The organism is Rathayibacter rubneri (assembly GCF_023743255.1).
Classification (GTDB): Bacteria; Actinomycetota; Actinomycetes; order Actinomycetales; family Microbacteriaceae; genus Rathayibacter; species Rathayibacter rubneri.
Window position 1 is genome coordinate 40,653 of sequence record NZ_JAMRYM010000005.1, and the last position, 22,829, is coordinate 63,481.

Sequence of the window (22,829 nt, forward strand, 5' to 3'; positions counted from 1 at the left end):
CGTACGGGGCGACAGCGATCACAGGAGCTCCGCCTTTCGTCCGGGTACGCGCTTGCTCGTCCTCGACCCGAACAGGGCAAGGCTGACCGACTCGATCGGCGTCTCATCACCGTCCGGCGTGGTGGCTTCCCAGCCCCACGCGCCAGACGCATTTCGCTTCTTCATGTCGCACACCGCCACTGACTCGTCGAGAACTGTTTGACCTTCCGAGTCGAGATGCGACAAGGTACCGCCCTTCACGGCCTCCCACGTCATCGCGCAGGCAGTCGTGTAGTTCTGGGTGGAAGCGACGTGGATCACCCGCTGAGGTACGCCACGGTCGCGGAGAGCCTGCTGCAGCACGTTCGCGCCGGCCGCACCGGAGATCACGATGACGGCGGTGTCTCGCCAGCACTCCGCCAGCCAGTCCGCGAGAGTGCCGATACCCAGCTCGACGGGACCGGTCTGAGAATCGATGAGCTCGACGTGGAAGCCGGACGAGTGCTTGCGGCACCCGGCGAGGGACACCCTGGACCCGTCTTGCGAGAACGCGACACCGTAGGAGGCGATGCCCTGCGGTGCTGTCTCCACCCCGCGCTTCGACCAGAGCCCGGCCGGGATCAGTCGTGAGCCTTCCGACTCGTCATCCCAGCGGCCAAGCGCCTCGCGCAACCACGCGTCATCCGACGGCAGGTTCTCGCGCATCCGGTCGATCGACTCCTGCGGGGTGCGATGCGGGTACGACGGGTTCGCCTTAGCGATCTGTTCCTTGTCGTCAAGCTTTGGACCGCCAGGCTTGCCGACGTTCGGGTCTGCGGAAGTCTCGATGTACAGGCTGTTGCCGCCGACCGACACGACGTCACCGCTGTCGCCAGCGATCGCGAGCGCCTTGCGACGGCGGGCCTTGAATGCCTCACCGGGATCGACCGGGCGAGGAGGGGTGCCCATGAAGATAAGCAGACCGCCATGCGGGTTACGCGACTGATTCGCCGCGGGGACCATGTCCTCGAGCGCCTTCTCCGTGAGGATCTGCGCCTCGTCGAAAACCTCGATGTCGACCTCGTCGAAGCCGCGACCAAAGCCCTGCTCCCGCGCGCCGAACAGGATGCGGGACCCGTTCCGGAACTCGATCTCCTGCTGACCGTTCGTCGACCGCAGTCCATCCGAACGGTTCACGGCAAGGTACGGCTGCACCGCGGGCTTGCGGGCGTACGCGGCGAGCTTTTGAAACGTCATCGACGCCGTCTGCGACCGGTGAGCCGTCCACAGCGCCGTCGTCTCCGGGAAAATCGTGGACAGAGCGAAAACCATGCGGCCGACGATGAAAGTTTTCGCCACTTGCCGGGGTATGGAGAACGTCACGCCGCCGACCGTGCACGCGTACTTGCCGTCAGCCCGCAGCCCAAGAGTCAATTGCCCAAGACCGTCCTGCCACGCATCGAACTGGTCGCCCCACTCGCGGCACCGCTCCTCGACCTCGTACCAGACCGTGTCGACGATGCCCTCGGGGATCACGACGTGACGGGCAACCTCAGATAGCGGTCTGGTCGAAGGATCGGCGTTCACTCTGCCGCCCCTCCTTGCGCTCCCGCTCCTGCTTCGCGGACGCATCCATGCGGCGCACCTCGACGTCGAGACGATCCATCTCCGTGATCAGGCGGGCTAGCGCATGAGCCGGTACGCCCTCATCGATCACATCCGCGATCTGCTTCCGAGCACGCACCAAGAAGGCACGACGATCCAATGCAGTCGCAGCGGCCATCGTCTCCGCGATCGGAGGTTCCGCCTTCTCGTCAGGGTCGACAACACGAGGAGTCCACGACATCAGGGCCTCCAAACGGTTTTTTTCGACGGGGAGATATCGGCGCTACTCCTCCGGGGTCGCCCCCTCCTCCTGGGGAGGGAGGTGGTGCCCTGTCGGTCGGCGTCGTCGAGGGGTGCGTGGTCGTGGGATCGCTTCGGTGATGAACCATGCCCAAAGGAGGCGTCGGAGGCCGCGGCGGTATGAGCGCATGTCTGCGTTGAGTTGCACGGTCCCGTCGGTGGTCGGGCCGTAGCTGAGCGGGATGTCCACGGTTCCGAGCTCGACGGGTTCGCCTGTGCCGACGCGGACGAGGATGGTGTGCGTGAGTGAACGCATGGCTGCCATTGTCACGCTCCTCGTGCTGGTCCCCATCCGCTCGATGCGATGATCGGCGGGCGTGGTGCTTGGGGTTCGGGATCGGGCTTGTTCGACCGTCGGTTATTGCACCAGCGATGAAGAAGCCGCGTGTTCTCGCGTGAGAGTGGGTCGCCGCCTCGGCTAGTGTGCTGGACCTCGTCAACCTCGGGGAAGGTGTCGTCGTGCTGGTGCCGCTGCTTGGCTGCGTCTGCATTGAGCCAGTCGCCGGGCCATGGGCATGCGGGCCATGCGCAGTGTGCGCCGGCTGCGAGCAGGCGCTTGCGCAGCTCTCGGCGGCGGTGGCCGTTGGCGTATCGCGGGTTAGTCGTCAATGCGCGCTCCGAACACATGATCATGGTCATCTGCAACCGAAGATGATGATCATCGCGTGGCGAGGGCTGCGCTACTCCGAAGGCCGCCTGCGCTCGAGCATGTCTATGCGCCTAGCATCCGCTACGTACACGTCGTCGAGCACGAATCGCATGACGGTAAGCGCATCTCGGGCATCCTCTCTCGTCGGGACGTCGGCAATTTCTCCGTGTGCCATGTCGTTGCCGAGGATGCGTAGAACATGTGCCATGTCCTTCGTTCCGGTGCGGAGGTGACCATCGCTGTGCAGAACATTGATCTTCTGCACGAGAGATCCGTTTTCGATGCCCTTTTCGCGCGCCGTCGCTTCGATCACACTTCGGACGAGAAGCAGGACCGCGCGGTGGGCACCGAGGCTCATAGCGTCGTGCGCTTCCTGCACGTACCCGGAGACGCCTTCAGGGAGGAACTCGGTATCCGCTTTGAGGAGAGCCGGAGGCGACCAGGACTCTATTTCCATTGATTCGCCCCTTTGAATGGCCTCGCCGCCAGTGAAGATCGTGCCGGGCGCCTGCGTGTATGACTCTCTCGCAGACAGGCCCGCGGCTGCGTTGAACCTCCCACAGGCGTCGCATGTCGCGACTACCTCAAGCTGGAAGTGGTACCCGCCCTGAACGGCCTGCTGAGAGAAGATACGAGCAGCTCGTGCCGTGAAGTGGGTCGCGTTGGCGCAGAAGGCGCAGGTTCCGGTGAGCATGCGCTCATCCTGGCAGAGCGATGCAGCCGATTAGGGAGAGGGTTGCCTCGTGCTCGCGTCGCTGTGGCTGCTGCTGTGTCGACGGCCGAGGCACATGGCAACTACCGGATCTCCGGGTGCGCCTTGAACAGGCGCTGGCATGAGCACCCCGCTTCGAGTGCGACCGTCTACGCCGGAGCGAGAACTCCCTGGGAGTTCTTATCGACGGTCGGTTCCGCGCCTGTGCAGCCAGTGGCTACGAGCGCGAATACCTCCACGGTCAGGCCTGTAAGCGCCTGACCGTGGGACTTGGCGCATCGTGTGCGCCGGTTGTGTCCCGCCATCATTTTCATGCCCGCGGGGTTGGGGTGCGGATTCCGCACCGGTCTGTGTGGCGCTCAGTCGGGCCGCACTTTGACCCGGTGTGTGCGGCTCGTCCTGAGGTGTTCCGTCACTGATGGGTTTCTGGAATCTTGTAGACAGAGTCCATGTCGTCACCGAGTTCTTTTGCCGTCTGCCTCTCAGCATTCGCGAACAGGTGGGCGAAGATGAAGGAGATGATCGCGAGGATGATCCCAGCAACGCCGGCAACGATGATGGCTGGCGTCACCCACGCAAATTCGAGTTGCTGATCCTCGGGGAGAGCTCGCCAGGCCGGAAGCCAGGGAAAAAGAGTGAGCGCGGCGCTGAGCACCAGGCCCACGGCCGTCCACCCGAAAGCTGAAATATCGCGGCGCCTTGCCTGCAATAGCTCCACCTTCTTTCGGAGGCGTTGCCAGTCTCGGATGCGCATAGGGAAGTGAGCTTCCCCCTCTGCTCTTACTAGAATGCGTTCGGTGGGCAATGAGATTGATAGCTCACTACTCATTATCCGTAGCTTCCTCAGGTTGCGTCACAACGCCACTTACAAGGGCGTTGATCAACATGACGTAGCCACACTTTGTGCATTGCACCGTGAAGACCGGCACCAGAGGCGCTCCGAGGAACATCCCGCCGTCTTGAAATTCGCGCATCTCAACGACAGGACCGACTTCCCAGTCGTTCGTCCCGCAAATCGGACAATTTTTCGACTGAGTCCAGTTCTCGCTCATCCAGGCGAGTGCGGCTTCACCGCGCGACCGCCTCATCTCGTTATCGATCACGCGTCAAGACTAGACGGAGTGACGAACCGGTTACGGCTCGGAGGCGTTTGGCCCAGCGCGCCGAACCAGTCAACGCCGAGCGGGTTTCGTGTGCCATCAGTGATGCACTTCTATGTCTGATGACATCCTACACTCTGGGCACCGCTTCGTAAAGCAATTCGGTAGCGCGACGATCGAATCGCCTGGGAGTCAGTTTGGCGCGCGAAGGCTCGACGATCACTTCGTGGTGCGGCGCGAGTGGTCCGTGGAGCTCGCCGCGGACGAAAAGCCTGTAGCCGGGCATTCCGTTCGCTCTGACCGCGGGAGCGATGCGCTTCAGCGTCCCGGCGATGCGCACATTCGCTCCTGCGTCACCGATGCGCGCGAAGCTGACGCGGGCTCCGATGTGTTCTTGCTTGAGGGTCGAGGCGGTGAAGCGACGCCCACTCGTTCGCACGGCGAGCATGTTCTCGAGTTGGGCTGTCGGATCGTCGAGGATGAGCCACTCCGCGAGGGCCGCGACTGCGGTCCCGGTGCCGAGCCTCGTGCTCACCGCGAGGAACTGGTACTCGAGCGTGCTCATGACGCCTCCGCTCCGAGCGGAGTCACGTACTTCCGGATCAGGTGGTCACGCACTCGCCCGGGCCGGCGGAGGATCTGCTGCTCCTCGTTGTACGCGAGGACGGCAGCGGAGTACTCGTCTTCGGTCCAGATGTGTCCGCATCCGTCGCAGCGGATTGTGCGAGTGCCGCCTTCGGTCTCGGCGGGGAAGATGGCGATGCGGCGGGGCCAGCAGCAGGTGACGCCGTCGGTGTGGGGCATGCGTGACCATGCGGCGGTCATCTGTCGGGGCCACTTGCGGTCGAGGGAGCGGAAGTAGCGGGCTTCGCCGATGAAGTAGTCGATGACGTCGACGTACTCGTCGGTGAAGGCCGAGCTGAAGATCGCTTCGAGGTGGTCGTCGAGCCACCGGGCGATGAAGGCCGTCTCGCGCTGGGCGGACCAGGACGAGACGCCGGCGGTAAAGCCCTTCACTCGTCCGGTCGGGGTGCGCCAGGCGTTGAGGGCGACGGGCGGCTTCGTGACCTTGAGTCTGACGGCGAAGAGTCCGGCGAAGCGCACGAGCTCTTCGTAGATGCCGTTGACGTCGTCGAAGGCGGAGGTGTTGAACGGGAGGGGCGCTTCCTGTTGGACGGAGATCTCGGACTCGTCGGAGCTGGCAGGGGTGCCGATGAGGTTGGCGATGTGCCCGGCGAGCGTGGGGGCGAGGCGGAGGCCGGCGCGGGTGGAGTGGAAGCAGCGGTCGCAGAAGCGGCCGTGGAGCGCGCTGAGGATCTCGGGCTGGTCGTCCTTCTCGGTGCCGCGGCGGGCGCAGCCGTTCACGCAGGGCAGGGCGGTCGGGTTGATGAGTTCCGGCTGGGAGGTGGTCATGACGGTTCTCCTAGAGGTGAGGCATGTAGGCGGGCATCCACGGCAGTTCGCCGTCTGTCCCGCGTCTGAGGTGGGTGGGCCAATCTCGCTGTTCGCGGTCGCCGCGCCACTTGACGACGATGGCGAGGCTTTCGTCGCCTTCGACCGGTCGAAGGCCGAATCCGAATTCGGGCCACCCCATGAGTGCGGAGGCACCGCGGGGTCGTAGATCCCTGTCGCCGCCGAGCGACTTGGCGTGGCCGGCGTGCGCCTCCATGAGTAGGCAGATACCCCGTTCTCGGAAGGAGTCGAGCGTGAGGATCATCTGCGCGGCGTCGTCGTTCGATTCGAGCCCTTTCGGCACCAGCTTGTATAGCGGCCCGATGTAGAGCAGGTCGGGCTTGTGCTTGTCGAGGAGGGCGTGCACTTCGTTGACGTCGGACTGCAGCGTCAGGTCCGGGCGGATGCCTGCGCTGACGACCACGCTCGAGCGCGGGTCGCCCTTGCCGAGACGGCTGACGTGCGAGGTGACGTAGCGGGCACCGCGAGCCCACTGCTGCTCGCTGTTCTCCGCGTCGATGACCAGCACCTTCCGGGGCGGCATGAGCGTGCGCTGCTCGAAGGGGTGAACGCCTGCCGAGATGGCGATCGCGATCTGCCGCAGGAGGTGACTCTTCCCGGACCCTTCGCCTCCGGTGATGACGAGACGGTCGCCCCGCTCGAGGAGATCCGGGACGAGCCAGTCGTGGACGACCTTGGTGTCGAGGATCTCGCCGAGGGTCTTGGGGTGCAGCTTGCCGCTGACCTTCCCGGCAGCTTCTTCGAGGTCGCGGCGGCGAGCTTCGGCCTTGACTGCGGCGTAACGCCGTTCGCCCTCGACGGCCATTTCGAACTCGGGGTCGACGGGCTTCTCGGGGACGGGAGCGTCGACGTGCACGAAGTCGGCGATCCCGCGACCGGCCGTGATGTGGTCCGCGGCGTCTTTGCCCACCGCGGCCTCGACGATGCGGACTTCGCCGGTTGTGAGCGCCGCGAGGAGCGCCCGCAGGCCGGGTCCCCGATTCCGGCCCGCCTCGTCCTTGTCCTGAACGACGTAGATGTCGCTGCGGCCGGTGAGGGCGGTGTAGTCGGCGCGCGCCCATGAGTTTGAGCCCATGGGAGCCGAGACGGCCGTGACTCCCTCGGTCGCGAGCACGTCGGCGTCCTTCTCGCCTTCGGTGACGTAGATGTCCCTACCCGCGGCGAGCGCCGCGGCGAGATCGATTCCGGTCGGCTCGTAGAGCGGAATGACCGAGTCGTCGGTGATCCGCTGGTAGAACCGCTTCTCGGGGGTGCGGTGCACGGTCCGAACCGTCTTGCCCGCGTGCTTGTAGTCGTAGTTGATGCCCCTGGGGTCATCGAACAGGTCGGACATCGACCAGCCAAGCGATGCGGCGATCGCGTCGGCCGTGCATCCGGCGAAGCAGAACGTGAGCACCTGGCCGCGACCGCGCTTGATCGACAAGCTCGGGTTGCCGTCGGGGTGCGCGGGGCACTGAGCGAGCCACTTGTCCTGTCCAGCCCCCTTCACGGTCTTGCCGTGCGCGGTGAGTGCGTCGACGAGCGCCATGGTCGCGTCAGCCATGCGTGACCTCCGAGCTCGCGGCGCCTACCAGGCGGAAGGACGCGGCGATGAGGAGGTCACGATCACGGGTGACACTGGCGAGCTGCAGTTCCGCGTCTGCCCGAGCTGCCTCAGCTCGATCGCGCTGCTCGCGGGCGATGATCAGCGCGCGGCTCACGAGAGCGCCTTCCGCGGCTCGGAGTAGGCATCGATCGCATCGACGTCGTCGATGATGTCCGCCGCCCAGCGCTTCCCAGGCGGGGGCGCCGGGTGAGGTCCGCGGATCTCCACTTCGCGGGCGCGCTCACGGCGGAGGATCTGCACGATGTGGCCGGGCTCGAGGTACACGGCCGGCGCCGTCCGACGGTGTTCGATGAGTGCGCGGACTGCGTCCTCGTAGGCGACGTCGGCGAGGACTTCCTGCCACGCGATGACGACGGGGTCGGAGATGCGGCGCGAATCAATCGCGGACGCCCGGATCAGGAGCTGGTGCGCTTCCTTCGAGTTCATTGGGGTCACCTCCGTAGATGGCGTTGAAGTTGGCGAGGTTCGCTTCGACAGCGGTCGGGCGGCTGGCACCGGTGTCGCCGTTGGCCTTCCACTCCGCGATGGCTTTCATGCGGAGGGTCGAGAACTTGTCGCGAAGGGTTGGCATCGATCGGATGTTCGCCGCCCAGAACTCGTTCTCGGTCGCCCACCTCATGACGTTCTCGATCTGCTCAGGCTTGTAGCCGTCGATGCGGATGAGGCGCTCGCAGGACCGCCACCACGTCGCGCCGACCGTCCCGACCTTGTGACCGTTGGCTCGCACAAGGGTCGCGAGGAGTTCGCAGAGGCGGATCACGTCGGGAGCGAGACCCTTCCCGTCGGACGCGTCAGCGTCGGACGAAGAAGGCTGTTCCCCTGTTCCTCTGTTCCCCTGTTCCCCTGTTACAGGCGCTTCCTTCACGGGAGGACTCGCGAGGGTGTCGCGAATGCCCTTGTAGGAAGCGGTATTGACGACTTCCTCGTACTCCTTTGTGCCGTCTGGCCTGGGGAAACGTCCGCGGCCCGGCTTGTCGATGCGCTGCAGGTCCTTCCACTTGTCGATGTAGAGCAATTCCTCGCCTTCGATCGAGTAGCGAGCGATCAGACCGTGCTTGTGGAGGACGGAAATGGCTTCGGTAAGCCTCGCGAGGGTGTCGCGAGGGTTCCTGGCGAGGTCGCGACCGAAGACGTCGCTGGCAATCGTCTCGATGTCGTCCTTGCCGACGCCGTTGTCGTCGACGTACGACTCGAGGCCCTTGAGGACGAACCGCGTCTCCCATGTGAGGGCTGCGATGGTCTTCGACCGCCAGAACTCGGGCTTGGTTGCTCGAATCCTCACTGCGCGCTCGCCTCCCGGTATTCGCCGAGCACGCTGCGAGCGATCGACTCCGCGAACCCGAGGAGGTGAGGCTCGAGCGAGCCGGCCGGGTGGGTCGTCAGGGCACTACGAGCCATGCCGAGAACGGTCCCGGCGTAGTGGGTCGCGAGGAGTCCTCCTCCGGCGCTGCTGACCCTCTCCGCGAACGTGTTGTGCGTCGGCGCACCGCTGGCGACGTAGGCGGTTCCCACGACGTTGCGGATGCCGATGATGCGTGCCTCGGCCCGTTCAATGAGGTCGAGGAGGGCAGCGCGCTCGGGGTTGATGGACGGGCGGACGGTGGCGGTCGCGGTTGCGGCGGTCATGCGGTAGCTCCTGCCTTCGTGTGGCTGGCACCGCGCAGGGTGTCGATGGTCTTGGTGTTCTCGGCGGCTGCCCACTCAGCGGCGGCGATGATCTGCCGAGCGAGGCATCGCGCCTGAGTCACGGTGAGCGTCTGTTCGATCCCCACCGAGACCTGCAGTTCCTCCCCGACGAGGGTCGGGGCGATGACGGCAGTGATCGGCGGCGGGGGCTGTGTGGGCGTCCACCATGGGGCGGTCACCGCAGGACCGTCCCCTCGGCCACTTCCTGGGACTCCATCGATTCGGCAGCTTCCTCGAGCTCACGGGCCATGGCGCGCAGCGTCTCGGCCGAACCTTGAGCGAGGGAAGGGGCTCCGGAGATGAATCCGAGCTGCACGTACGTCGGTCCCGCGTCCACGCCCGTCGCCCCGACGTCGTCGAACCGGAAGACCGTGCACTGCACGTCGACGTCGGCGGGAAGCATGTCCCCGGCCTCGTGATGCACTTCGCCGGATGCCTCGTCGGTCGGGTAGTGGGTGCCGATGCACCAGGGCGGGCAGTAGTCGAACCGGACCGGAGGCGCGGCGATCGCCGCCGCGTAGACAGCAGTGATCCGCCGCGTGTAGGTGCTGGTCGGCAGGAACGCACCCTCCTCGAGCTTGATCAGGTACCCGGCCGAGGTGTCGGCTCGATTGGCTGCCTGCGCGACCGTCAGGCCAGCGCGATCGCGAAGCGACTTGAGGGTCCGTCCGAACGCGGCGCTCATCGGTCCGCCGCCATCGAGTCAGCCTCGCGCTCGACGCGTGCCGAGAGTGTCAGCAGGGTGACGGCGAGGTCCTGCAGCCCCTTCTTGCCGAGGCAGAGGTCGACGTCGATGTGGAGGCTGTAACGGTCGAGGCCGTTGTCCTTGACCCGTGAGCCGACGGCATGCACGACGCGCCCCCGCTCGTCGAAGCCGGAGAAGTCGGCGAGCGCGGTGTCGTCCGCGTTGTGGAAGCGTTCGGGCTCGTTCTGGGCGAGGCCGATGGCGTCGTGCCCGGAGCACCAGGAGTAGACGGTGCACCGGACGTTCGAGAGGAGCGTGAGGCGGACCATGCCGTCAGGTGAGTGCTCGTCGATGCCGTACCAGCCCACAAAGTGACCGGTCGTACCGTCCCCGGCCAGCCAGTCGGTCTCAGCGAGGAGCTCGCCGACACCGGGAGCCGGCGAACTGGTCGAGTAGGTCAGGATGCCGCGGGCGCCCTGGCTCACGTAGATCGGGTCGCGGTTGGTGAGCGCTCGGCCGAGGCTGTTGTCGATGGCGGCGAGGGGGATGTCGAAGGTCGGGCGGACATCGTCAGGGAAGTGCGCGATGTCGGTGGTCTGCGGTACGATTCGAGTAGTCATTTCAAGTGCTCCTTCGTGAGTGTTCGATCGCCTCGTAGTTCCAGCTACGGGGCTTTCGTGTTTGGTCTTGCGTCCGGTTGAGCTGGTCGTTGGCATTGGTGTCAAGGCCGCCGCCTTAGTTCCGTGACCTTCTGCTGATGGATGCACTTGTCGCCGTCAGCCCACGCCTCGGCGCAGGATTCCTTGATCGACCAGTGCGCTCGCTTCTTCTTCTGAGTCCCGTGCAGCTCTCCATTTCGGAGGGCCACGAGCACGGTCTGGAAATGACGGCGTGAGCCATCCGCAACCTCTTGTACGGTCAGCCGGCGTTCCATTACGCGGCCACCTCCGCGGGAAGGCGGATGGTGAAAAGCGTGTCCAGCGAGGCGGATGGGAACGCTCCTGCGACCTTGGCCATGAACTCGTTGCTGGGGACGGTCTTGCCTTCGCTGACGCGATAGAGGGTGGTGTAGTCGACGCCGATGACGCGCGCCAACTCGGCTTCAGATTCGATGCCGTGTGCTCGACGGAGGGCGTCGAGCGTGGACCTGTTGAGAACCAGTGCCGCCCGTGCGATGGACGGTGAGTGCGTCGGTTGCATGTCGTCCACTATGAACCCTGCACGAACGCAACGCAAGCGGCTTGCAGACGTGCAATGGCCTACTCGTACCGGAGGCTTGCTCCGCCGCTAGATTCCCCGCAAACTCATTGCACACGTGCAAGGTTTGGGGTACGCTGGCGCTCGTGTCAGCAGAGAAGAGCAAGTGGAGTCAGTACATCGACTCGGTCGTCGGCGACGAATTCAACACGACAATCGCGGCCAAAGTCGGGGTCGACGCGGCCACCGTGGGCCGCTGGCGATCGGGCACTGTCGACCCGAAGCCGAGACAGGTGGTGGCCTTCGCTCGTGCTTACGGGCAGAGCCCGGTTGGCGCCTTGTTTGCGGCGGACTACGTCGACGAGACGGACATCAATGCGCCCGTCCGCATGCCTCGTCTACACGAGTTATCTGACTACTCGACGTCCGAACTCATGGAAGAAGCTGCCACCCGAATAAGGGCAACGTCGGATCGAAGGCGGGACGCGATGCTCAGGATTGCCTCGTGCGCCGACATCATCGATTCCGAAGAGTCGTCAGCGGAAGCTATTGAAGATGCGAAAGAAGCCGTCATCGACATCCTGACTGGATTCCTCGTCATTGAAATGCCGAGGCGCTATTTCCCCGGAGATGCGGGAGAATGGAAGGTGCCGAGGCTCCGAGGTAATCGATTCCTCAGGCGTCCACGGGATGCCGAGAACGGTAATGATACCGAAGATCGTAGATGGGGAGCGCGGCTCGATGGCTTGGACTGAGACTCTTCCGTCAGGAAGGTTCCGAGGCGTCTATCGGACGCCTGAGGGCAAGAAGCGCAGCGCGGGAACGTTCGATCACGAAGACCGTGCTCGCCTAGAAGCCAGCCGTGCAGAAGAGGACGCGGCGCTTCCGAACTGGCGCGACCCGAACGCTTCGTCGATCTCCTGGTCGAAGTGGTGTGCGGCATGGTGGCCGACTCGTGCGGTCGAGCCTTCGACCCTGCTCCGTGATGAGTCACGGCGGAAGAAGCTCGAAGCGAAGTGGGGTCACCGAACTCTCGGATCGATCACCAGGCACGACGTCAAGGAGTGGGCCGGTGAGATGCGGGCGGACGGCCTCTCCCCCGCGACTGTTCAGCGGTACCTGTCGCTCCTGTCTGCGTCGTTCGTCGGCGCGGTAGACGCCGAGATCCTCCTGTCGAATCCCGCTGCCCGCCTTAAGCTGCCGATGCCTCAGAACACCAACGAGCGTTACCTGGCACGTGATGAGGCCGGGGCACTCCTCGCCGAGTTCGTTCCACAGTCCATCGAGCGCGCGATCGTCGCGTTTCTCCTCGGGTCAGGGCTCCGTTGGGGCGAGGCTGCCGGCGCCCGGGTTGAGCAGCTCGACAGGGCCACCAGCATGTACCGGGTGTCGATGACATGGGACGACGCGAATAACGCCGTGAAGGACTACCCGAAAGGTCGGCGGCGCAGGACGGTGCCGGTCCCGGTGTGGGTCATGCGCGAGGTCGAGCCGCTTGTCGATGGTCGTCGCACCGGGTTCATATTCGCGGCCGGTGACGTGCCTCTCGACTATCACAACTTCAGGAATCGCGTCTGGTCCGCAGCGACGAAGCGGGCGGGCGTTGCTCCGTTCAACATCCACGCCTGTCGCCACACTTATGCATCTTGGCTGATCCAGGACGGCATCCCTCTCGAGGAGGTTGGCCTACTGCTCGGGCACGTGTCGCCGCTCACCACCCGTCGCTACGCCCACCTGATCGAGGCGAACTCGACTGCGGTCTTGGCATCGCTGGTCGATCCGCAGATCGGAACCGTCCGTGAGGAGCATGGGGCAGACGTGGGGCACATGGCCACTCATTCCGGCTCACGCGTGCTTGATCTTGCGCAGGCGCGTTCATCGCGAAACGGTCGCTGACCGGCCGATTAGGTAGTCGCACTCACTCCCGCTCAGCAGGGCGATGGGGCCGTGCAGCCACTTTTAATCCGCGGGTCGTCGGTTCGAGCCCGACGGGGCCCACTCCTCCCCCGCCGTGCGGGACCGCCACCGCCCACCGGCCGGTCGCTACGGTCTCGGCGGCTCCGGCACGGCGCTCGACTCGGGCTCGCGCGTCACCACGACGCCGCGGTCCCCGTGGGCCGTCGCGAGCATCTCCCGGAGCCACAGGTCGTTCAGGCGCGGCGGGCGGCCGCCGACGAAGTAGAACTGCAGCGGGATGTGGGGCGAGATCCACACGGTGACGCGTCCGGATCCGCTCTCGACGGGCTTCACCCAGCTCAGGTAGAAGGTCTCCTGCCGGCGGAGCTTGCGACCCACGACGGCCTGCACGTGGGCCAGCACGCGGTCCTCGAACTCGTAGACGTCGGAGGAACCGTAGATGAGCTGACCCATGGATCGATTTTCCCAGTGGTGCCGGATCGGCCCGTCGGGGTGGACACGGCGCGCCGTCCTGGGGCAGCCCCCCGATCGTGGGGGCCTTGTCCGGGGTGCTAGCGACCTCGGCGGAGGAACGGAATCCCCCTGCGGGCGCCGGGAGCCGAAGCGAGCATGGAGGGCATGAAGCGCCTTCACTACGCCGGTGGTGCACTCCTCGTCGGGGACGCCGTGGCACACGAGATCCTCGCCTACGCCCGCGAGCTCGGACTGCGCGGCATCGCCGACACCGTCCGGGTCGCGGGCACCTCGCTCGAGGGGGAACGGGAGCAGGCCGAGCTGCTCATCGGCCCCGCGAGCCAGCTGCTCCTCGTCGAGGACGACGCCCCGGAGGATCCGGATGCGGACGCGGCGACGCTGGCCGACCTGGCGGAGCGCACGCGCGCGCTGACGCCCCGCGTGGAGCACGTGGCGGCCGAGGAGCAGTCGGACGCCGTCGACGAGTACGACGAGTGGGCCCTGCTGAGCCGCGATCAGGACTGATCCGGCGCCCTACTCGTGGCAGAGCGCCCAGATCGAGTCGGGGTACTCCGTCAGCTCGTCGCCGTCGAGCAGGCGCCAGACGCCGGCCTGGTGCTCGAGCAGCCGGCCGTGCACGACCTGGGAGCGCCAGCCGTCGTCGGTCCGGTACCACCGGACGAGCCGAACGCTGACAGAGCTGCGGGATGCGGTCCGCTGAGACATCGTCGTCCTCACTGGGGACCCTGCCGTCGTCGCGGCGGTGCGACGGCGGTGGGAGCACCTGTCGGGAGCCTACGCCCCCGGAGGAGGGACGCGGGTGGTGCGGAGGGAGCGCTTCGATCACGATCGGAGCGCGGAGGGGCGGCCGGCCGGTCGCCCCTCCGGTCGGTCACCGCGTCGGGTCGTCCGGCCAGAAGCAGACCATGGTCATGGTCGAGCGGTACCAGAGCGTGTTCGCGTCGACGCGGTCGACCGAGCGGTCGGGATCGTCGGGATAGAGCTCGCCCGCGGAATCGACTCCGGGCGGCAGGCACGCGCTCTCGGCGACGAAGCGGACGGGCTTCGTCGGCGCGTACCAGTCGCCGTTGCCGTTCTCGGCCTCCGGGATGAACGAGGGGATGCCGGTGTACGAGCACACCAGCGTCAGCGAGTTCCCGCTGCGGACGAAGCGGTAGCTCGTGGTGCGGAGGTTGCGGTCGGGGGCCCCGGCGAGCAGCGCACCGTAGTAGCAGGTGCCGTTCGACGAGATGTCGCTCGACGCGTGGTCGTCGAGGTTGGCGCCGGAGTTGTGGTCGGCGAGGGCGGGAGCCGCCGCGGCGCCGGCGAGGGCGACGACGGAGGCGAGGGCGAGGACGGTGGAGCGGATCGACATGACGGTCTCCTCATCGAGACGGCGTCGGCGCAGTGCGTCGGCAGTGGCGGGTCGCTCGCCGTGGCGAGCGGACGGCGGCGGCGCATCGCTCCGACGACGGGATCGTCGGGGGGCTCCTCCGCGGGCGTCCGGCGGACCGGATGGCACGACTCTAATCCGCGCGGAGCCGCGTGTCTGCCCCCGTCCCGCGTACACGCGCATCGACGGCCGGCACCCGGAGGGGTGCAGGAGGAGCGGGTCAGTGGATCAGTGGACGACGGCGCAGCTGCCGCGATCGGCGGCGCACCGCCCGCTCGCTCGGCCCGAACGTGCCCGCTTCGAGCAGGAGCCGGAGCGAGGTCGCGACCTGTCTCGCCAGCCGAGGGTCGATCGCTCCCGGAACGCGGATCGCGTCGATGAGATCGAGGGCCGTCCGCGTGGTGCGAGAGATCGCCATGCCGGAACCCTAGGGAGCGCGGAGGAGGCCCGACGCACCCCGCACGGGGGCGCGCGGCGGCACCATTGCTCACCGCCGCACGACTCCCCTCCGGCGTCGGGGTCGACTCAGTCGTGCCCGTTCGTGGTCTCGCCGCGACCAGTCGAGGACTGCAGGCGGTCGATGTGCTCGGACGCCTGCGCCTTCGTCAGATCGGCGGGCAGGGTCTCGCCCGCCTCGCGTGCGAGGGTGTCGAGGTAGCTGCGCTGCGGACCGGTCATCGGCTCGTCGCCGGTCACCCAGTCGGACGGGTCCTTGCTGGCGCTGGTGTCGCTGCCGTCGTCGGCGCGGGCGCCGAGGACGTCGCCCTCGGTCTTGATGTCGGATCCGGTGGTGTCGTTGTCGCTCATGCTGCGACGGTACGCGCGACCACCGACACCGGCGAGGGCTTGCGGAGTGGCGGTCGCCGCTCCCCTGGACGCCGCCCTTCTCCCAGGAACCGCCGCCCGGTCAGGAGCCGAGGAGGGCGTGCGCGACGGTGAAGATCACGAGGCCTGCGAGCGCGCCGACGACCGTGCCGTTGATCCGGATGAACTGCAGGTCCTTGCCCACCTGCAGCTCCAGCTTGTCGGAGGTCTCGCGGGGGTCCCAGCGCTGGATGGTGTCGCCGATGATGCTGGCGATGTCCGCGCGGTAGCGGTCGACGAGGTTCGCCGCCACCGTGCCGACCCAGGCGTCGACCGTCCCCGCGAGGCGCTCGTCGGTGGACAGCCGGCGGCCGAGATCGACGACGATCGACTCGAGGTTCGCGCGCAACGGGCTCTCGGGATCGTCCATCGCACCCAGGAGCGAGGACTTCGTCGACTCCCAGACGTCGCCCGCCAGCTCGCGCACCCGAGGGCTGTCGAAGGCCTGGTTCTTGATCTCCTCGACGCGGGCGACGAGGTCGGGGTCGGTGCCGAGGTCGACGGCCAGCGTCTCGAGGTAGCCGTCGATCGCCCGGCGCAGCGGATGACCCTGCTCCTCCCGCACCGCGTGCACGAAGACGAGGGCCTCGTGGTACAGGCGCTCGTCGATCGCCCGACTGACCCCCGACGGCAGCCACGCGGGCAGTCTGCCGCTGACCATGCGGGTGAAGCTCTGCGGATTCGCGGCGAGCCACGCCTCCGCCTGCTCGACGAGCGTGTCGACGAGGCGCCGGTGGTGACCCGCCTCGACGATGCCTCCGACGAGCTTCCCCAGGGGCGGGCCCCACTGCGGGTCGAGCAGGTGGCGGCGGGCGAGCGACTCGATGACGCCCTGCACGTGCGAGTCGTCGAGCAGCGCGATGGCCGCGCGGACGGCGGCGGCGCTCTCGTCGCCCACGCGGTGCGCGTTCACCGGCTCGGCGAGCCAGGCTCCGGCGCGCCGGGCGATGCCGAACGAGTCGAGCTTCTCGCGCACGATCGCCCCGCGCAGGAAGTTCTCCTCGACGAACTGGGCGAGGCTCGTGCCGATCTCGTCCTTCTTGGTCGCGATGATGGCGGTGTGCGGGATGGGGAGCCCGAGGGGCCGGCGGAACAGGGCCGTCACCGCGAACCAGTCGGCCAGGGCGCCGACCATGCCGCCCTCGCTCGCCGCGCGGACCCACTGCAGCCACGGGTAGCGGTCCTGCAGGGCGAACGAGATCGCGAAGACGACCGCCATAGCGATCAGCAGTCCGGTCGCGATCCGCTTCATCCGGACGAGCGCCGCGCGCTTGGCGGCGTCGTCGCGCCCCGTCGAGGTGCTCACCGTCATGAGGCGGTGGGGAACCCCTCGTGCCGGATGCCCCAGGCGACGGTCCACTCCTCGCCCGGCTCGAGCCAGCGCAGGCCCTGTCCGGAGTTGAGGGCCTCGGCCGGCGCCGTCATCGGCTCGACGGCGACGGCGGTCTTCACATCGTCGCCCTCGGGGAAGATCCGGGTGATGAACACCTGGATGTAGTTGTGCGAGGGATCGGCCCAGAGCAGCACGCGGCGGCCGTCGGGCGCGCGGAGTCCGTGCACGCTCTCGCCGTCGACGACGCTGACGTCGGCCCACGCGTCGTCCAGCTCGAGATCGCCCACGCGGCGGCCGTGGCGGAGGTCCCACTCGGTGCCCTCGACGGGGCTCTGCCCGATGGGGTTCAGACGCTCGTCGACCTCGATGTGCACGGCCGCGTCGACGGTGAGCTCGAGCTCGTCGGTGGGGACGTCGCCGATCGCCAGGAAGGGGTGCGTGCCGATCGCGACCGGCGCCTCCTCCGCTCCGACGTTGACCACGCGGTGCACGACAGTCAGGCCGTCGGCCTGCAGCTCGTAGCGCACGCTCGTCTCGAGGTGGAACGGCCAACCGCGCTGCGGGACCACCGGGGCGGCCAGCTCGACGAACGAGGGCCCCTGGTCGACGAGGCGGTAGGAGGTGGCGGTCAGGAGCCCGTGGAGGGCGTTGTGGTACTTGGGCTCGGTGATGTCGAGCTGGAGGGTCCGTCCGGCGTGGTGCCACTTCCCGTCCCGGACGCGGTTCGGCCAGGGGACCAGCACGGTCCCCGACCCGAACGGCGGGACGATCGTCTCGGGGTATCCGGCGGTGATCTCGACGCCGTCGACGGAGAGGTGGCGCAGCGCTGCGGCCACCTCCGTGACGACGGCGTGCAGGGTGCGGCCCTCGGCGGTGAGGTCGAGCGCGAACTGGCGCCCGGTCGCGGGGGCGGGAGTGAAGTCGGCCATGCCTGAATCCTACGGACTGACGTGAGGGAGGGAGCGCCCGGCGTCGCCGCCGGGTCCGCCGCAGCGCGTCACGGCCAGCCCCGCCTCCTCGAGCTCGGCGACGACGCCCGCGGGGGCGGCCGCTCCGGTGAGCAGGAGGTCGAACTCGGCGGCGCCGCCGACGCGGCCGAGGTCGATCACGCCGAGCTTGCGCGAGTCGGCCACGACGACGCGGCGGGCGGCGGCGCCCAGCATGCGTCGCTTGAGGGTCGCCTCGGGCAGGTTCACGTTCGTGATCCCGGCGTCCGGGTGCACGCCGGTGCAGCCCACGAAAGCCGTGTCGGCGCGGATCCGCTCGAGCAGCTCGGAGGCGAGGGGTTCGACGAGCGAGTGCTGCAGGGGCCGCAGGGTGCCGCCGGTGACCACGACGGTGAATCTCGGGATCGCCGGCTCCAGCGCGAGGGCGGTGGAGAGCCCGTTGGTGATGATCGTGACGTCGCGGAGCTCCTCCCGCGCCACCAGGGCGTGGGCGATGGCGAGCGGAGTCGTGCCGACGTCGAGGATCACGCTCTCGCCGGAGGAGACGGAGGCGGCGGCCTCGCGGCCGATCGCCGCCTTCTCCTCGGCGGCCGACGCGAGCCCCTCCTCGAGCGAGCGCTCGCCCGCTCGGGGAGCCGACGGGATCGCTCCGCCCCTGACCCGCTGCAGAGCGCCCTCCGCCGTCAGGAGATCGAGGTCCGAGCGCACGGTGACGACCGAGACGCCCAGGCGCTCGGCGAGATCCGCGACCGACACGAAGCCGGAGGCCTCGGCCAGGAGCCGCATGCGCACGCGGCGCTCGAGGGCGCTCCGCCCGTCCTGCTCGCCGTCCGCTCTCATCCGGCCATGGTCGCCGCCGGAGCGCCGCTTGTCAAAGGGAAAACGTGCTTTCCTTTTCGAAGGAGCGCCTCTAGTCTGGGTCCCGCCATGAACGAAGCGATCCCCCTCTCCGCCGGCGTCGTCAAGCGCCCGCACCTCCTCGCCGACGGGCGGGAGCTCCTCTACTTCGACGACGCCGACACGACGCTGCCGCCGGAGCGCGCCGCGGACGCCCGCGACCTCGATCCCCGCCCCGCGACCGCGCGCATGCGCCAGGACGTCCTCACCGGGGAGTGGGTGTCGATCGCCGCCTCCCGGCAGAACCGGGTGTTCCTGCCGCCGGCCGAGCTCGACCCGCTCGCCCCGGCCTCGCCGACCAACCCCTCCGAGGTGCCCAGCCTCTACGACGTGGCGGTCTTCGAGAACCGCTCGCCGTCCTTCGGGCCGCTGCTCGAGGACGACGACGCTCCGGCCTCGCTCGAGGATCTCCGCACCCTCGGGCTCGGCCGCACACTGACCAGCGTCGGGCGCTGCGAGGTCGTCTGCTTCAGCCCCGAGCACGAGGGGTCGTTCTCGACCCTCTCGGCCTCGCGCGCCCGCACGGTCGTCGAGGCGTGGGCCGACCGCGTCGCCGCCCTGTCCGCCCTGCCGGGCGTGCAGCAGGTCTTCCCGTTCGAGAACCGCGGCGAGGCCATCGGAGTGACGCTGCACCACCCGCACGGCCAGATCTACTCGTACCCCTACGTCACGCCCCGCACCACGCGGCTGCTGGAGTCGCTCGACTCCTACGGCCCCACTCTCTTCGCCGACATCCTCGCCTTCGAGCAGGCCGGCGAGCGCGTGCTGATCCGCGGCGAGCACTTCACCGCGTTCGTGCCGTTCGCCGCCCGCTGGCCCGTCGAGGTGCACCTCCTGCCGCACCGGCACGTCGCCGACATCAGCGAGACGACGCCCGAGGAGCGGGACGAGCTCGCGGTCGTCTACCAGCGCCTGCTCCGCGGCATAGACGCCCTGTACGACACTCCGACGCCCTACATCGCCGCCTGGCACCAGGCACCGGTGCACGAGCGCCGCGACGAGGTGCGCCTGATGCTGCAGATCACCTCCCCCCGCCGCGCCGAGACCAAGCTCAAGTACCTCGCCGGCAGCGAGGCGGCCATGGGCGCCTGGATCGGCGACATCCCGCCCGAGACGAGTGCCGCCGCCCTGCGCGCGGCCATCGAGCGCGCCGACGCCGCGACGCTGGCCGACGAGGTCGCCGCGCGGCCCGACGCCGCACTCCCCGACTCCCCCTCCGACTCCGAGGAGACCCGATGACCACCGCCTCCCCCTCGCTCGACGCCGTCGCCGAGCGCGCCGCCCGCGACTTCGAACGCGAGTACGGCCGGTCGGCCGTCGGCGTCTGGGCCGGTCCCGGCCGGGTGAACCTGATCGGCGAGCACACCGACTACAACGACGGCTTCGTGTTCCCGTTCGCGATCGACCGTGCGACCGCCATGGCCGTCGCGCCCCGCGAGGACCGTGTCCTCCGCATCGCCAGCGCCTTCTCGCCCGAGCACGTCGAGATCTCGCTCGACGACCTCGCGCCGGGAGCGATCGCGGGCTGGTCGGCGTACCCGCTCGGCGTCGTCTGGGCGCTGACGGAGTACGGCGTCGACCTCGGCGCCCGCTCGGGCTTCGACGCGTTCGTCGACTCCGATGTGCCGGTCGGCGCCGGCCTGTCGAGCTCGGCCGCGCTGATGTGCGCGATGGCCGTCGCGCTGAACGAGCTGTGGGAGCTCGGGCTCGACCGCGCGACGCTCGCGCGTGTCGGCCGCCGGGCCGAGAACGTCGCCGTGGGCGCTCCGACCGGGATCATGGACGAGTCCGCGTCGCTCTTCGGGGAGCGCGATTCGGCCGTGTTCCTCGACTGCCGGAGCCTGGACACCGAGGTGATCCCGCTCGGCTTCGAGGAGGCCGGACTCGTGCTGCTGGTCATCGACACCCGCGTCGAGCACGCGCACGCCACGGGCGGCTACGCCGAGCGGCGCGCCTCGTGCGAGCTCGGCGCCTCGACCCTCGGGGTGGAGTCGCTGCGCGAGCTCTCGGTCGACGACCTCCCGCGCGCCGAGGAGCTCCTCGACGACGTCACCTACCGCCGGGTGAAGCACGTCGTCACCGAGGACGCCCGCGTCCTCTCGACCGTGCGCACCCTCCGCGAGCAGGGGCCCCGCGCCATCGGCGAACTGCTCGACGCCGGCCACGTCTCGCTCCGCGACGACTTCGAGATCTCGGTGCCCGAGCTCGACACGGCGGTCGAGGCGTCCCGGGGCGCCGGGGCCATCGGCGCCCGAATGACCGGCGGCGGCTTCGGCGGCTCCGCGATCGCGCTGACGCCGGTCGAGAAGGAGGAGGAGGTCCGCGCCGCGGTCCTCGCCGCCTTCGCCGAGAAGGGCTTCCGCGAGCCCGAGCTCTTCCTGGTCACCGCCGCCGACGGCGCGGGTCGGGTGCGCTGACCCGCCGCACGACCACGAGGAGCCGGCACCCTCCGGACCGCGCGAGCGGCCGGACGGGTGCCGGCTCCTTCTGCAGGACGCTGCCGGTCAGGCGGGCGGGACGACCGCGCGCAGCACTCCCCCGGTGACCGTCACGAGCTCCGAGGCGCTCGTCGGGTAGACCGTGTGCGCGTGCCCCGCCGCCGCCCACACCGTGTCGAAGCCGTCGAGGGCCTCGTCGACCACGGTGCGCAGCCGGAGCGGATGACCGACCGGTGCGACGCCTCCGATGGTCTGACCCGTCGCCTCCTTGACGGCGGACGCGCTCGCCCGGCCGATCGTGCCGCCGAGCTCACCGCCCAGCCAACCGGTGTCGACGCGGTGGCCGCCGCTCGTCAGCACGAGCAGCGGCTCACCGTCGAGCAGGAACACCAGCGAGTTCGCGATCTGAGCCTGCTCGACGCCGAGCGCCGCGGCCGCGAGGGCCGCCGTCGACGCGGCCTCGTCGAGCCAGCGCACAGGGGGACGCACCCCGTGCACCGCGAGATCGGCCAGGACGCGGTCGACCGCGGGGTGACTCCGTTCGCTCATGCCGCGAGGGTAGCGCGGACTAGTCGGCCATCGTCGCGACGTCGATGACGAAGCGGTAGCGGACGTCGGAGGAGAGCACGCGCTCGTACGCCGCGTTGATCTCGGAGGCCGGGATGACCTCGACCTCGCTGGCGATGCCCTTCTCGGCGCAGAAGTCGAGCATCTCCTGGGTCTCGCGGATGCCGCCGATGCCCGAGCCCGCGAAGGAGCGGCGCGCGCCGAACAGCGTGAAGACGTGCAGCGGCAGGGCCTCCGCCGGAGCGCCGACGTTGACCATGGTGCCGTTCAGGCGCAGCATGCCGAGGTAGGCGTCGAGGTCGAGCGGCGCGCTCACCGTGTTCAGGATGATGTCGAAGGTGTTCGCGAGGGTCGAGAACGTCTCCTCGTCCTTCGTCGCGTAGTAGTGGTCGGCGCCCAGGCGCAGGCCGTCGTCCTTCTTGCCGAGGGTCTGCGAGAGCACGGTGACCTCGGCGCCCATGGCGTGCGCGAACTGCACGGCCATGTGGCCCAGACCGCCGAGTCCGACGACGGCGACCTTCTTGCCGGGGCCGGCGTTCCAGTGCGACAGCGGCGAGTAGGTGGTGATGCCGGCGCACAGCAGCGGCGCGGCGGCCTCGTAGGGGATCGACTCCGGAACGCGGAGCACGAAGTCCTCGACGACGACGACGTGGGTGGAGTAGCCGCCCTGGGTGATCGTGCCGTCGCGGTCGACCGCGGCGTAGGTGCCGACGTTGCCCTTCAGGCAGTACTGCTCCTCGCCGGCGAGGCAGTTCTCGCACTCGCGGCAGGAGTTCACCATGCAGCCGACGCCGACGCGGTCGCCGACGGAGTGCTTCGAGACCTCGGAGCCGACCTCGGCGACGACTCCGACGATCTCGTGGCCGACGGTCAGCGGGTAGGCGACCGGTCCCCACTCGCCGCGGACGGTGTGGATGTCGGAGTGGCAGATGCCGGAGTAGGCGATCTCGATGAGGACGTCGTGCGGGCCGACGTCGCGGCGCTCGACGGTGGTCGGGATCAGCGGCTCGGTGGCGGACGGGGCGGCGTAGGCGGATACGGTGCGCATG

31 protein-coding genes are annotated in these 22,829 nt (G+C 68.4%); 5 read left to right on the forward strand and 26 right to left on the reverse strand.

Annotated elements, in window-relative coordinates:
* Positions 1-18: 18 nt before the first annotated feature.
* The 16 genes from NB037_RS03140 to NB037_RS03215 all read right to left on the reverse strand — a co-directional run bounded on the left by NB037_RS03140 (position 19) and on the right by NB037_RS03215 (position 10,983).
* Positions 19-1,545: a hypothetical protein gene (locus tag NB037_RS03140; RefSeq protein WP_251943566.1), complete on the reverse strand. Its 1,527-nt coding sequence runs from the start codon at positions 1,543-1,545 to the stop codon at positions 19-21.
* Positions 1,511-1,804 (reverse strand): hypothetical protein, encoded by a 294-nt coding sequence (locus NB037_RS03145; protein ID WP_251943568.1) that lies wholly within the window; start codon positions 1,802-1,804, stop codon positions 1,511-1,513. The genes NB037_RS03140 and NB037_RS03145 overlap by 35 nt, the downstream gene beginning before the upstream one ends.
* Positions 1,805-2,543: 739 nt before the next feature.
* Positions 2,544-3,206: a DUF4145 domain-containing protein gene (locus tag NB037_RS03150; RefSeq protein ID WP_251943570.1), complete on the reverse strand. Its 663-nt coding sequence runs from the start codon at positions 3,204-3,206 to the stop codon at positions 2,544-2,546.
* A gap of 430 nt (positions 3,207-3,636) precedes the next feature.
* Positions 3,637-3,978, reverse strand: a complete 342-nt coding sequence (locus NB037_RS03155; protein WP_251943572.1) for an Asp23/Gls24 family envelope stress response protein — start codon at positions 3,976-3,978, stop codon at positions 3,637-3,639.
* 67 nt (positions 3,979-4,045) lie between these two features.
* Positions 4,046-4,327, reverse strand: coding sequence for a zinc ribbon domain-containing protein (locus NB037_RS03160; RefSeq protein WP_251943574.1), 282 nt, complete (start codon positions 4,325-4,327; stop codon positions 4,046-4,048).
* 127 nt (positions 4,328-4,454) lie between these two features.
* A complete protein-coding gene (locus tag NB037_RS03165) occupies positions 4,455-4,889 on the reverse strand; it encodes a hypothetical protein (RefSeq protein ID WP_251943575.1) in 435 nt (144 codons plus the stop codon).
* The gene (locus tag NB037_RS03170) at positions 4,886-5,737 is read right to left on the reverse strand and encodes a hypothetical protein (RefSeq protein WP_251943577.1); all 852 of its coding nucleotides are present in this window, start codon (positions 5,735-5,737) and stop codon (positions 4,886-4,888) included. The genes NB037_RS03165 and NB037_RS03170 overlap by 4 nt, the downstream gene beginning before the upstream one ends.
* A gap of 10 nt (positions 5,738-5,747) precedes the next feature.
* Complete coding sequence (locus tag NB037_RS03175; protein ID WP_251943579.1) at positions 5,748-7,340, reverse strand: AAA family ATPase; 1,593 nt, start codon at positions 7,338-7,340, stop codon at positions 5,748-5,750.
* Positions 7,333-7,497, reverse strand: coding sequence for a hypothetical protein (locus NB037_RS03180; RefSeq protein ID WP_251943581.1), 165 nt, complete (start codon positions 7,495-7,497; stop codon positions 7,333-7,335). Before NB037_RS03180 ends, NB037_RS03175 begins: the two co-directional genes overlap by 8 nt.
* Positions 7,494-7,829 (reverse strand): hypothetical protein, encoded by a 336-nt coding sequence (locus NB037_RS03185; protein ID WP_251943583.1) that lies wholly within the window; start codon positions 7,827-7,829, stop codon positions 7,494-7,496. Before NB037_RS03185 ends, NB037_RS03180 begins: the two co-directional genes overlap by 4 nt.
* On the reverse strand, positions 7,780-8,685 hold the full coding sequence (locus NB037_RS03190) for a phage replication protein O (RefSeq protein ID WP_251943585.1): 906 nt from the start codon (positions 8,683-8,685) through the stop codon (positions 7,780-7,782). Before NB037_RS03190 ends, NB037_RS03185 begins: the two co-directional genes overlap by 50 nt.
* Positions 8,682-9,029, reverse strand: coding sequence for a hypothetical protein (locus NB037_RS03195; protein WP_251943587.1), 348 nt, complete (start codon positions 9,027-9,029; stop codon positions 8,682-8,684). Before NB037_RS03195 ends, NB037_RS03190 begins: the two co-directional genes overlap by 4 nt.
* A complete protein-coding gene (locus NB037_RS03200; RefSeq protein ID WP_251943588.1) occupies positions 9,026-9,268 on the reverse strand; it encodes a hypothetical protein in 243 nt (80 codons plus the stop codon). The genes NB037_RS03195 and NB037_RS03200 overlap by 4 nt, the downstream gene beginning before the upstream one ends.
* A complete protein-coding gene (locus NB037_RS03205) occupies positions 9,265-9,774 on the reverse strand; it encodes a helix-turn-helix domain-containing protein (protein WP_251943590.1) in 510 nt (169 codons plus the stop codon). The genes NB037_RS03200 and NB037_RS03205 overlap by 4 nt, the downstream gene beginning before the upstream one ends.
* Entirely contained in the window at positions 9,771-10,394 is a 624-nt protein-coding gene (locus NB037_RS03210; RefSeq protein WP_251943592.1) for a hypothetical protein, read from the reverse strand. The genes NB037_RS03205 and NB037_RS03210 overlap by 4 nt, the downstream gene beginning before the upstream one ends.
* A 313-nt stretch (positions 10,395-10,707) precedes the next feature.
* A complete protein-coding gene (locus NB037_RS03215) occupies positions 10,708-10,983 on the reverse strand; it encodes a hypothetical protein (protein ID WP_372490686.1) in 276 nt (91 codons plus the stop codon).
* A 134-nt stretch (positions 10,984-11,117) separates the two neighbouring features.
* Between NB037_RS03215 and NB037_RS03220 the strand changes: the two genes are divergently transcribed.
* Together NB037_RS03220 and NB037_RS03225 are read left to right on the forward strand one after the other, a co-directional pair.
* Positions 11,118-11,726 carry a helix-turn-helix domain-containing protein gene (locus tag NB037_RS03220; protein ID WP_251943594.1) on the forward strand — a complete coding sequence of 203 codons (609 nt, stop codon included), beginning with the start codon at positions 11,118-11,120 and terminating at the stop codon, positions 11,724-11,726.
* On the forward strand, positions 11,677-12,867 hold the full coding sequence (locus NB037_RS03225; protein ID WP_251943596.1) for a tyrosine-type recombinase/integrase: 1,191 nt from the start codon (positions 11,677-11,679) through the stop codon (positions 12,865-12,867). The genes NB037_RS03220 and NB037_RS03225 overlap by 50 nt, the downstream gene beginning before the upstream one ends.
* A 147-nt stretch (positions 12,868-13,014) precedes the next feature.
* Here NB037_RS03225 and NB037_RS03230 read toward each other — a convergent pair whose 3' ends face one another.
* On the reverse strand, positions 13,015-13,341 hold the full coding sequence (locus tag NB037_RS03230; RefSeq protein WP_251943597.1) for a DUF7882 family protein: 327 nt from the start codon (positions 13,339-13,341) through the stop codon (positions 13,015-13,017).
* Positions 13,342-13,506: 165 nt separating this feature from the next.
* Between NB037_RS03230 and NB037_RS03235 the strand changes: the two genes are divergently transcribed.
* The gene (locus NB037_RS03235) at positions 13,507-13,866 is read left to right on the forward strand and encodes a hypothetical protein (RefSeq protein ID WP_251943599.1); all 360 of its coding nucleotides are present in this window, start codon (positions 13,507-13,509) and stop codon (positions 13,864-13,866) included.
* A 9-nt stretch (positions 13,867-13,875) separates the two neighbouring features.
* On the opposite strand, the gene NB037_RS03240 is transcribed toward NB037_RS03235, so the two are convergent.
* The 7 genes from NB037_RS03240 to NB037_RS03270 all read right to left on the reverse strand — a co-directional run bounded on the left by NB037_RS03240 (position 13,876) and on the right by NB037_RS03270 (position 18,718).
* On the reverse strand, positions 13,876-14,067 hold the full coding sequence (locus NB037_RS03240) for a hypothetical protein (protein ID WP_251943601.1): 192 nt from the start codon (positions 14,065-14,067) through the stop codon (positions 13,876-13,878).
* A 166-nt stretch (positions 14,068-14,233) separates the two neighbouring features.
* Positions 14,234-14,716, reverse strand: coding sequence for a hypothetical protein (locus NB037_RS03245; protein ID WP_251943603.1), 483 nt, complete (start codon positions 14,714-14,716; stop codon positions 14,234-14,236).
* 238 nt (positions 14,717-14,954) lie between these two features.
* The gene (locus tag NB037_RS03250; RefSeq protein ID WP_251943604.1) at positions 14,955-15,152 is read right to left on the reverse strand and encodes a hypothetical protein; all 198 of its coding nucleotides are present in this window, start codon (positions 15,150-15,152) and stop codon (positions 14,955-14,957) included.
* A gap of 107 nt (positions 15,153-15,259) precedes the next feature.
* Complete coding sequence (locus tag NB037_RS03255; protein ID WP_251943606.1) at positions 15,260-15,541, reverse strand: DUF3072 domain-containing protein; 282 nt, start codon at positions 15,539-15,541, stop codon at positions 15,260-15,262.
* Positions 15,542-15,641: 100 nt separating this feature from the next.
* Positions 15,642-16,910: a DUF445 domain-containing protein gene (locus tag NB037_RS03260; RefSeq protein WP_251943608.1), complete on the reverse strand. Its 1,269-nt coding sequence runs from the start codon at positions 16,908-16,910 to the stop codon at positions 15,642-15,644.
* Positions 16,907-17,860, reverse strand: coding sequence for an aldose 1-epimerase family protein (locus NB037_RS03265; RefSeq protein WP_251943610.1), 954 nt, complete (start codon positions 17,858-17,860; stop codon positions 16,907-16,909). Before NB037_RS03265 ends, NB037_RS03260 begins: the two co-directional genes overlap by 4 nt.
* 9 nt (positions 17,861-17,869) lie before the next feature.
* Complete coding sequence (locus tag NB037_RS03270; protein ID WP_251943612.1) at positions 17,870-18,718, reverse strand: DeoR/GlpR family DNA-binding transcription regulator; 849 nt, start codon at positions 18,716-18,718, stop codon at positions 17,870-17,872.
* 87 nt (positions 18,719-18,805) lie between these two features.
* Here NB037_RS03270 and galT point away from each other — a divergent pair, with 87 nt between their 5' ends.
* Both galT and galK read left to right on the forward strand, forming a co-directional pair.
* On the forward strand, positions 18,806-20,014 hold the full coding sequence (gene galT / locus NB037_RS03275) for a galactose-1-phosphate uridylyltransferase (RefSeq protein ID WP_251943614.1): 1,209 nt from the start codon (positions 18,806-18,808) through the stop codon (positions 20,012-20,014).
* On the forward strand, positions 20,011-21,192 hold the full coding sequence (galK, locus tag NB037_RS03280) for a galactokinase (RefSeq protein ID WP_251943616.1): 1,182 nt from the start codon (positions 20,011-20,013) through the stop codon (positions 21,190-21,192). Before galT ends, galK begins: the two co-directional genes overlap by 4 nt.
* An 87-nt stretch (positions 21,193-21,279) precedes the next feature.
* Here the strand turns inward: galK and NB037_RS03285 are convergent, their stop codons facing one another.
* Positions 21,280-21,762, reverse strand: a complete 483-nt coding sequence (locus NB037_RS03285; protein ID WP_251943618.1) for a YbaK/EbsC family protein — start codon at positions 21,760-21,762, stop codon at positions 21,280-21,282.
* 19 nt (positions 21,763-21,781) lie between these two features.
* The gene (locus tag NB037_RS03290; protein ID WP_251943621.1) at positions 21,782-22,828 is read right to left on the reverse strand and encodes an NAD(P)-dependent alcohol dehydrogenase; all 1,047 of its coding nucleotides are present in this window, start codon (positions 22,826-22,828) and stop codon (positions 21,782-21,784) included.
* Between the last annotated feature and the right edge of the window lies 1 nt (position 22,829).

Bases quoted from the DNA above. Each gene is read 5' to 3' on its own strand.
- NB037_RS03145 (WP_251943568.1), bottom strand. From the start codon at position 1,804: ATGTCGTGGACTCCTCGTGTTGTCGACCCTGACGAGAAGGCGGAACCT.
- NB037_RS03150 (WP_251943570.1), bottom strand. From the start codon at position 3,206: ATGCTCACCGGAACCTGCGCCTTCTGCGCCAACGCGACCCACTTCACG.
- NB037_RS03155 (WP_251943572.1), bottom strand. From the start codon at position 3,978: ATGCGCATCCGAGACTGGCAACGCCTCCGAAAGAAGGTGGAGCTATTG.
- NB037_RS03165 (WP_251943575.1), bottom strand. From the start codon at position 4,889: ATGAGCACGCTCGAGTACCAGTTCCTCGCGGTGAGCACGAGGCTCGGC.
- NB037_RS03170 (WP_251943577.1), bottom strand. From the start codon at position 5,737: ATGACCACCTCCCAGCCGGAACTCATCAACCCGACCGCCCTGCCCTGC.
- NB037_RS03175 (WP_251943579.1), bottom strand. From the start codon at position 7,340: ATGGCTGACGCGACCATGGCGCTCGTCGACGCACTCACCGCGCACGGC.
- NB037_RS03185 (WP_251943583.1), bottom strand. From the start codon at position 7,829: ATGAACTCGAAGGAAGCGCACCAGCTCCTGATCCGGGCGTCCGCGATT.
- NB037_RS03195 (WP_251943587.1), bottom strand. From the start codon at position 9,029: ATGACCGCCGCAACCGCGACCGCCACCGTCCGCCCGTCCATCAACCCC.
- NB037_RS03205 (WP_251943590.1), bottom strand. From the start codon at position 9,774: ATGAGCGCCGCGTTCGGACGGACCCTCAAGTCGCTTCGCGATCGCGCT.
- NB037_RS03210 (WP_251943592.1), bottom strand. From the start codon at position 10,394: ATGACTACTCGAATCGTACCGCAGACCACCGACATCGCGCACTTCCCT.
- NB037_RS03225 (WP_251943596.1), top strand. From the start codon at position 11,677: ATGATACCGAAGATCGTAGATGGGGAGCGCGGCTCGATGGCTTGGACT.
- NB037_RS03230 (WP_251943597.1), bottom strand. From the start codon at position 13,341: ATGGGTCAGCTCATCTACGGTTCCTCCGACGTCTACGAGTTCGAGGAC.
- NB037_RS03235 (WP_251943599.1), top strand. From the start codon at position 13,507: ATGAAGCGCCTTCACTACGCCGGTGGTGCACTCCTCGTCGGGGACGCC.
- NB037_RS03240 (WP_251943601.1), bottom strand. From the start codon at position 14,067: ATGTCTCAGCGGACCGCATCCCGCAGCTCTGTCAGCGTTCGGCTCGTC.
- NB037_RS03245 (WP_251943603.1), bottom strand. From the start codon at position 14,716: ATGTCGATCCGCTCCACCGTCCTCGCCCTCGCCTCCGTCGTCGCCCTC.
- NB037_RS03250 (WP_251943604.1), bottom strand. From the start codon at position 15,152: ATGGCGATCTCTCGCACCACGCGGACGGCCCTCGATCTCATCGACGCG.
- NB037_RS03255 (WP_251943606.1), bottom strand. From the start codon at position 15,541: ATGAGCGACAACGACACCACCGGATCCGACATCAAGACCGAGGGCGAC.
- NB037_RS03260 (WP_251943608.1), bottom strand. From the start codon at position 16,910: ATGACGGTGAGCACCTCGACGGGGCGCGACGACGCCGCCAAGCGCGCG.
- NB037_RS03265 (WP_251943610.1), bottom strand. From the start codon at position 17,860: ATGGCCGACTTCACTCCCGCCCCCGCGACCGGGCGCCAGTTCGCGCTC.
- NB037_RS03270 (WP_251943612.1), bottom strand. From the start codon at position 18,718: ATGAGAGCGGACGGCGAGCAGGACGGGCGGAGCGCCCTCGAGCGCCGC.
- galT (WP_251943614.1), top strand. From the start codon at position 18,806: ATGAACGAAGCGATCCCCCTCTCCGCCGGCGTCGTCAAGCGCCCGCAC.
- galK (WP_251943616.1), top strand. From the start codon at position 20,011: ATGACCACCGCCTCCCCCTCGCTCGACGCCGTCGCCGAGCGCGCCGCC.
- NB037_RS03285 (WP_251943618.1), bottom strand. From the start codon at position 21,762: ATGAGCGAACGGAGTCACCCCGCGGTCGACCGCGTCCTGGCCGATCTC.
- NB037_RS03290 (WP_251943621.1), bottom strand. From the start codon at position 22,828: ATGCGCACCGTATCCGCCTACGCCGCCCCGTCCGCCACCGAGCCGCTG.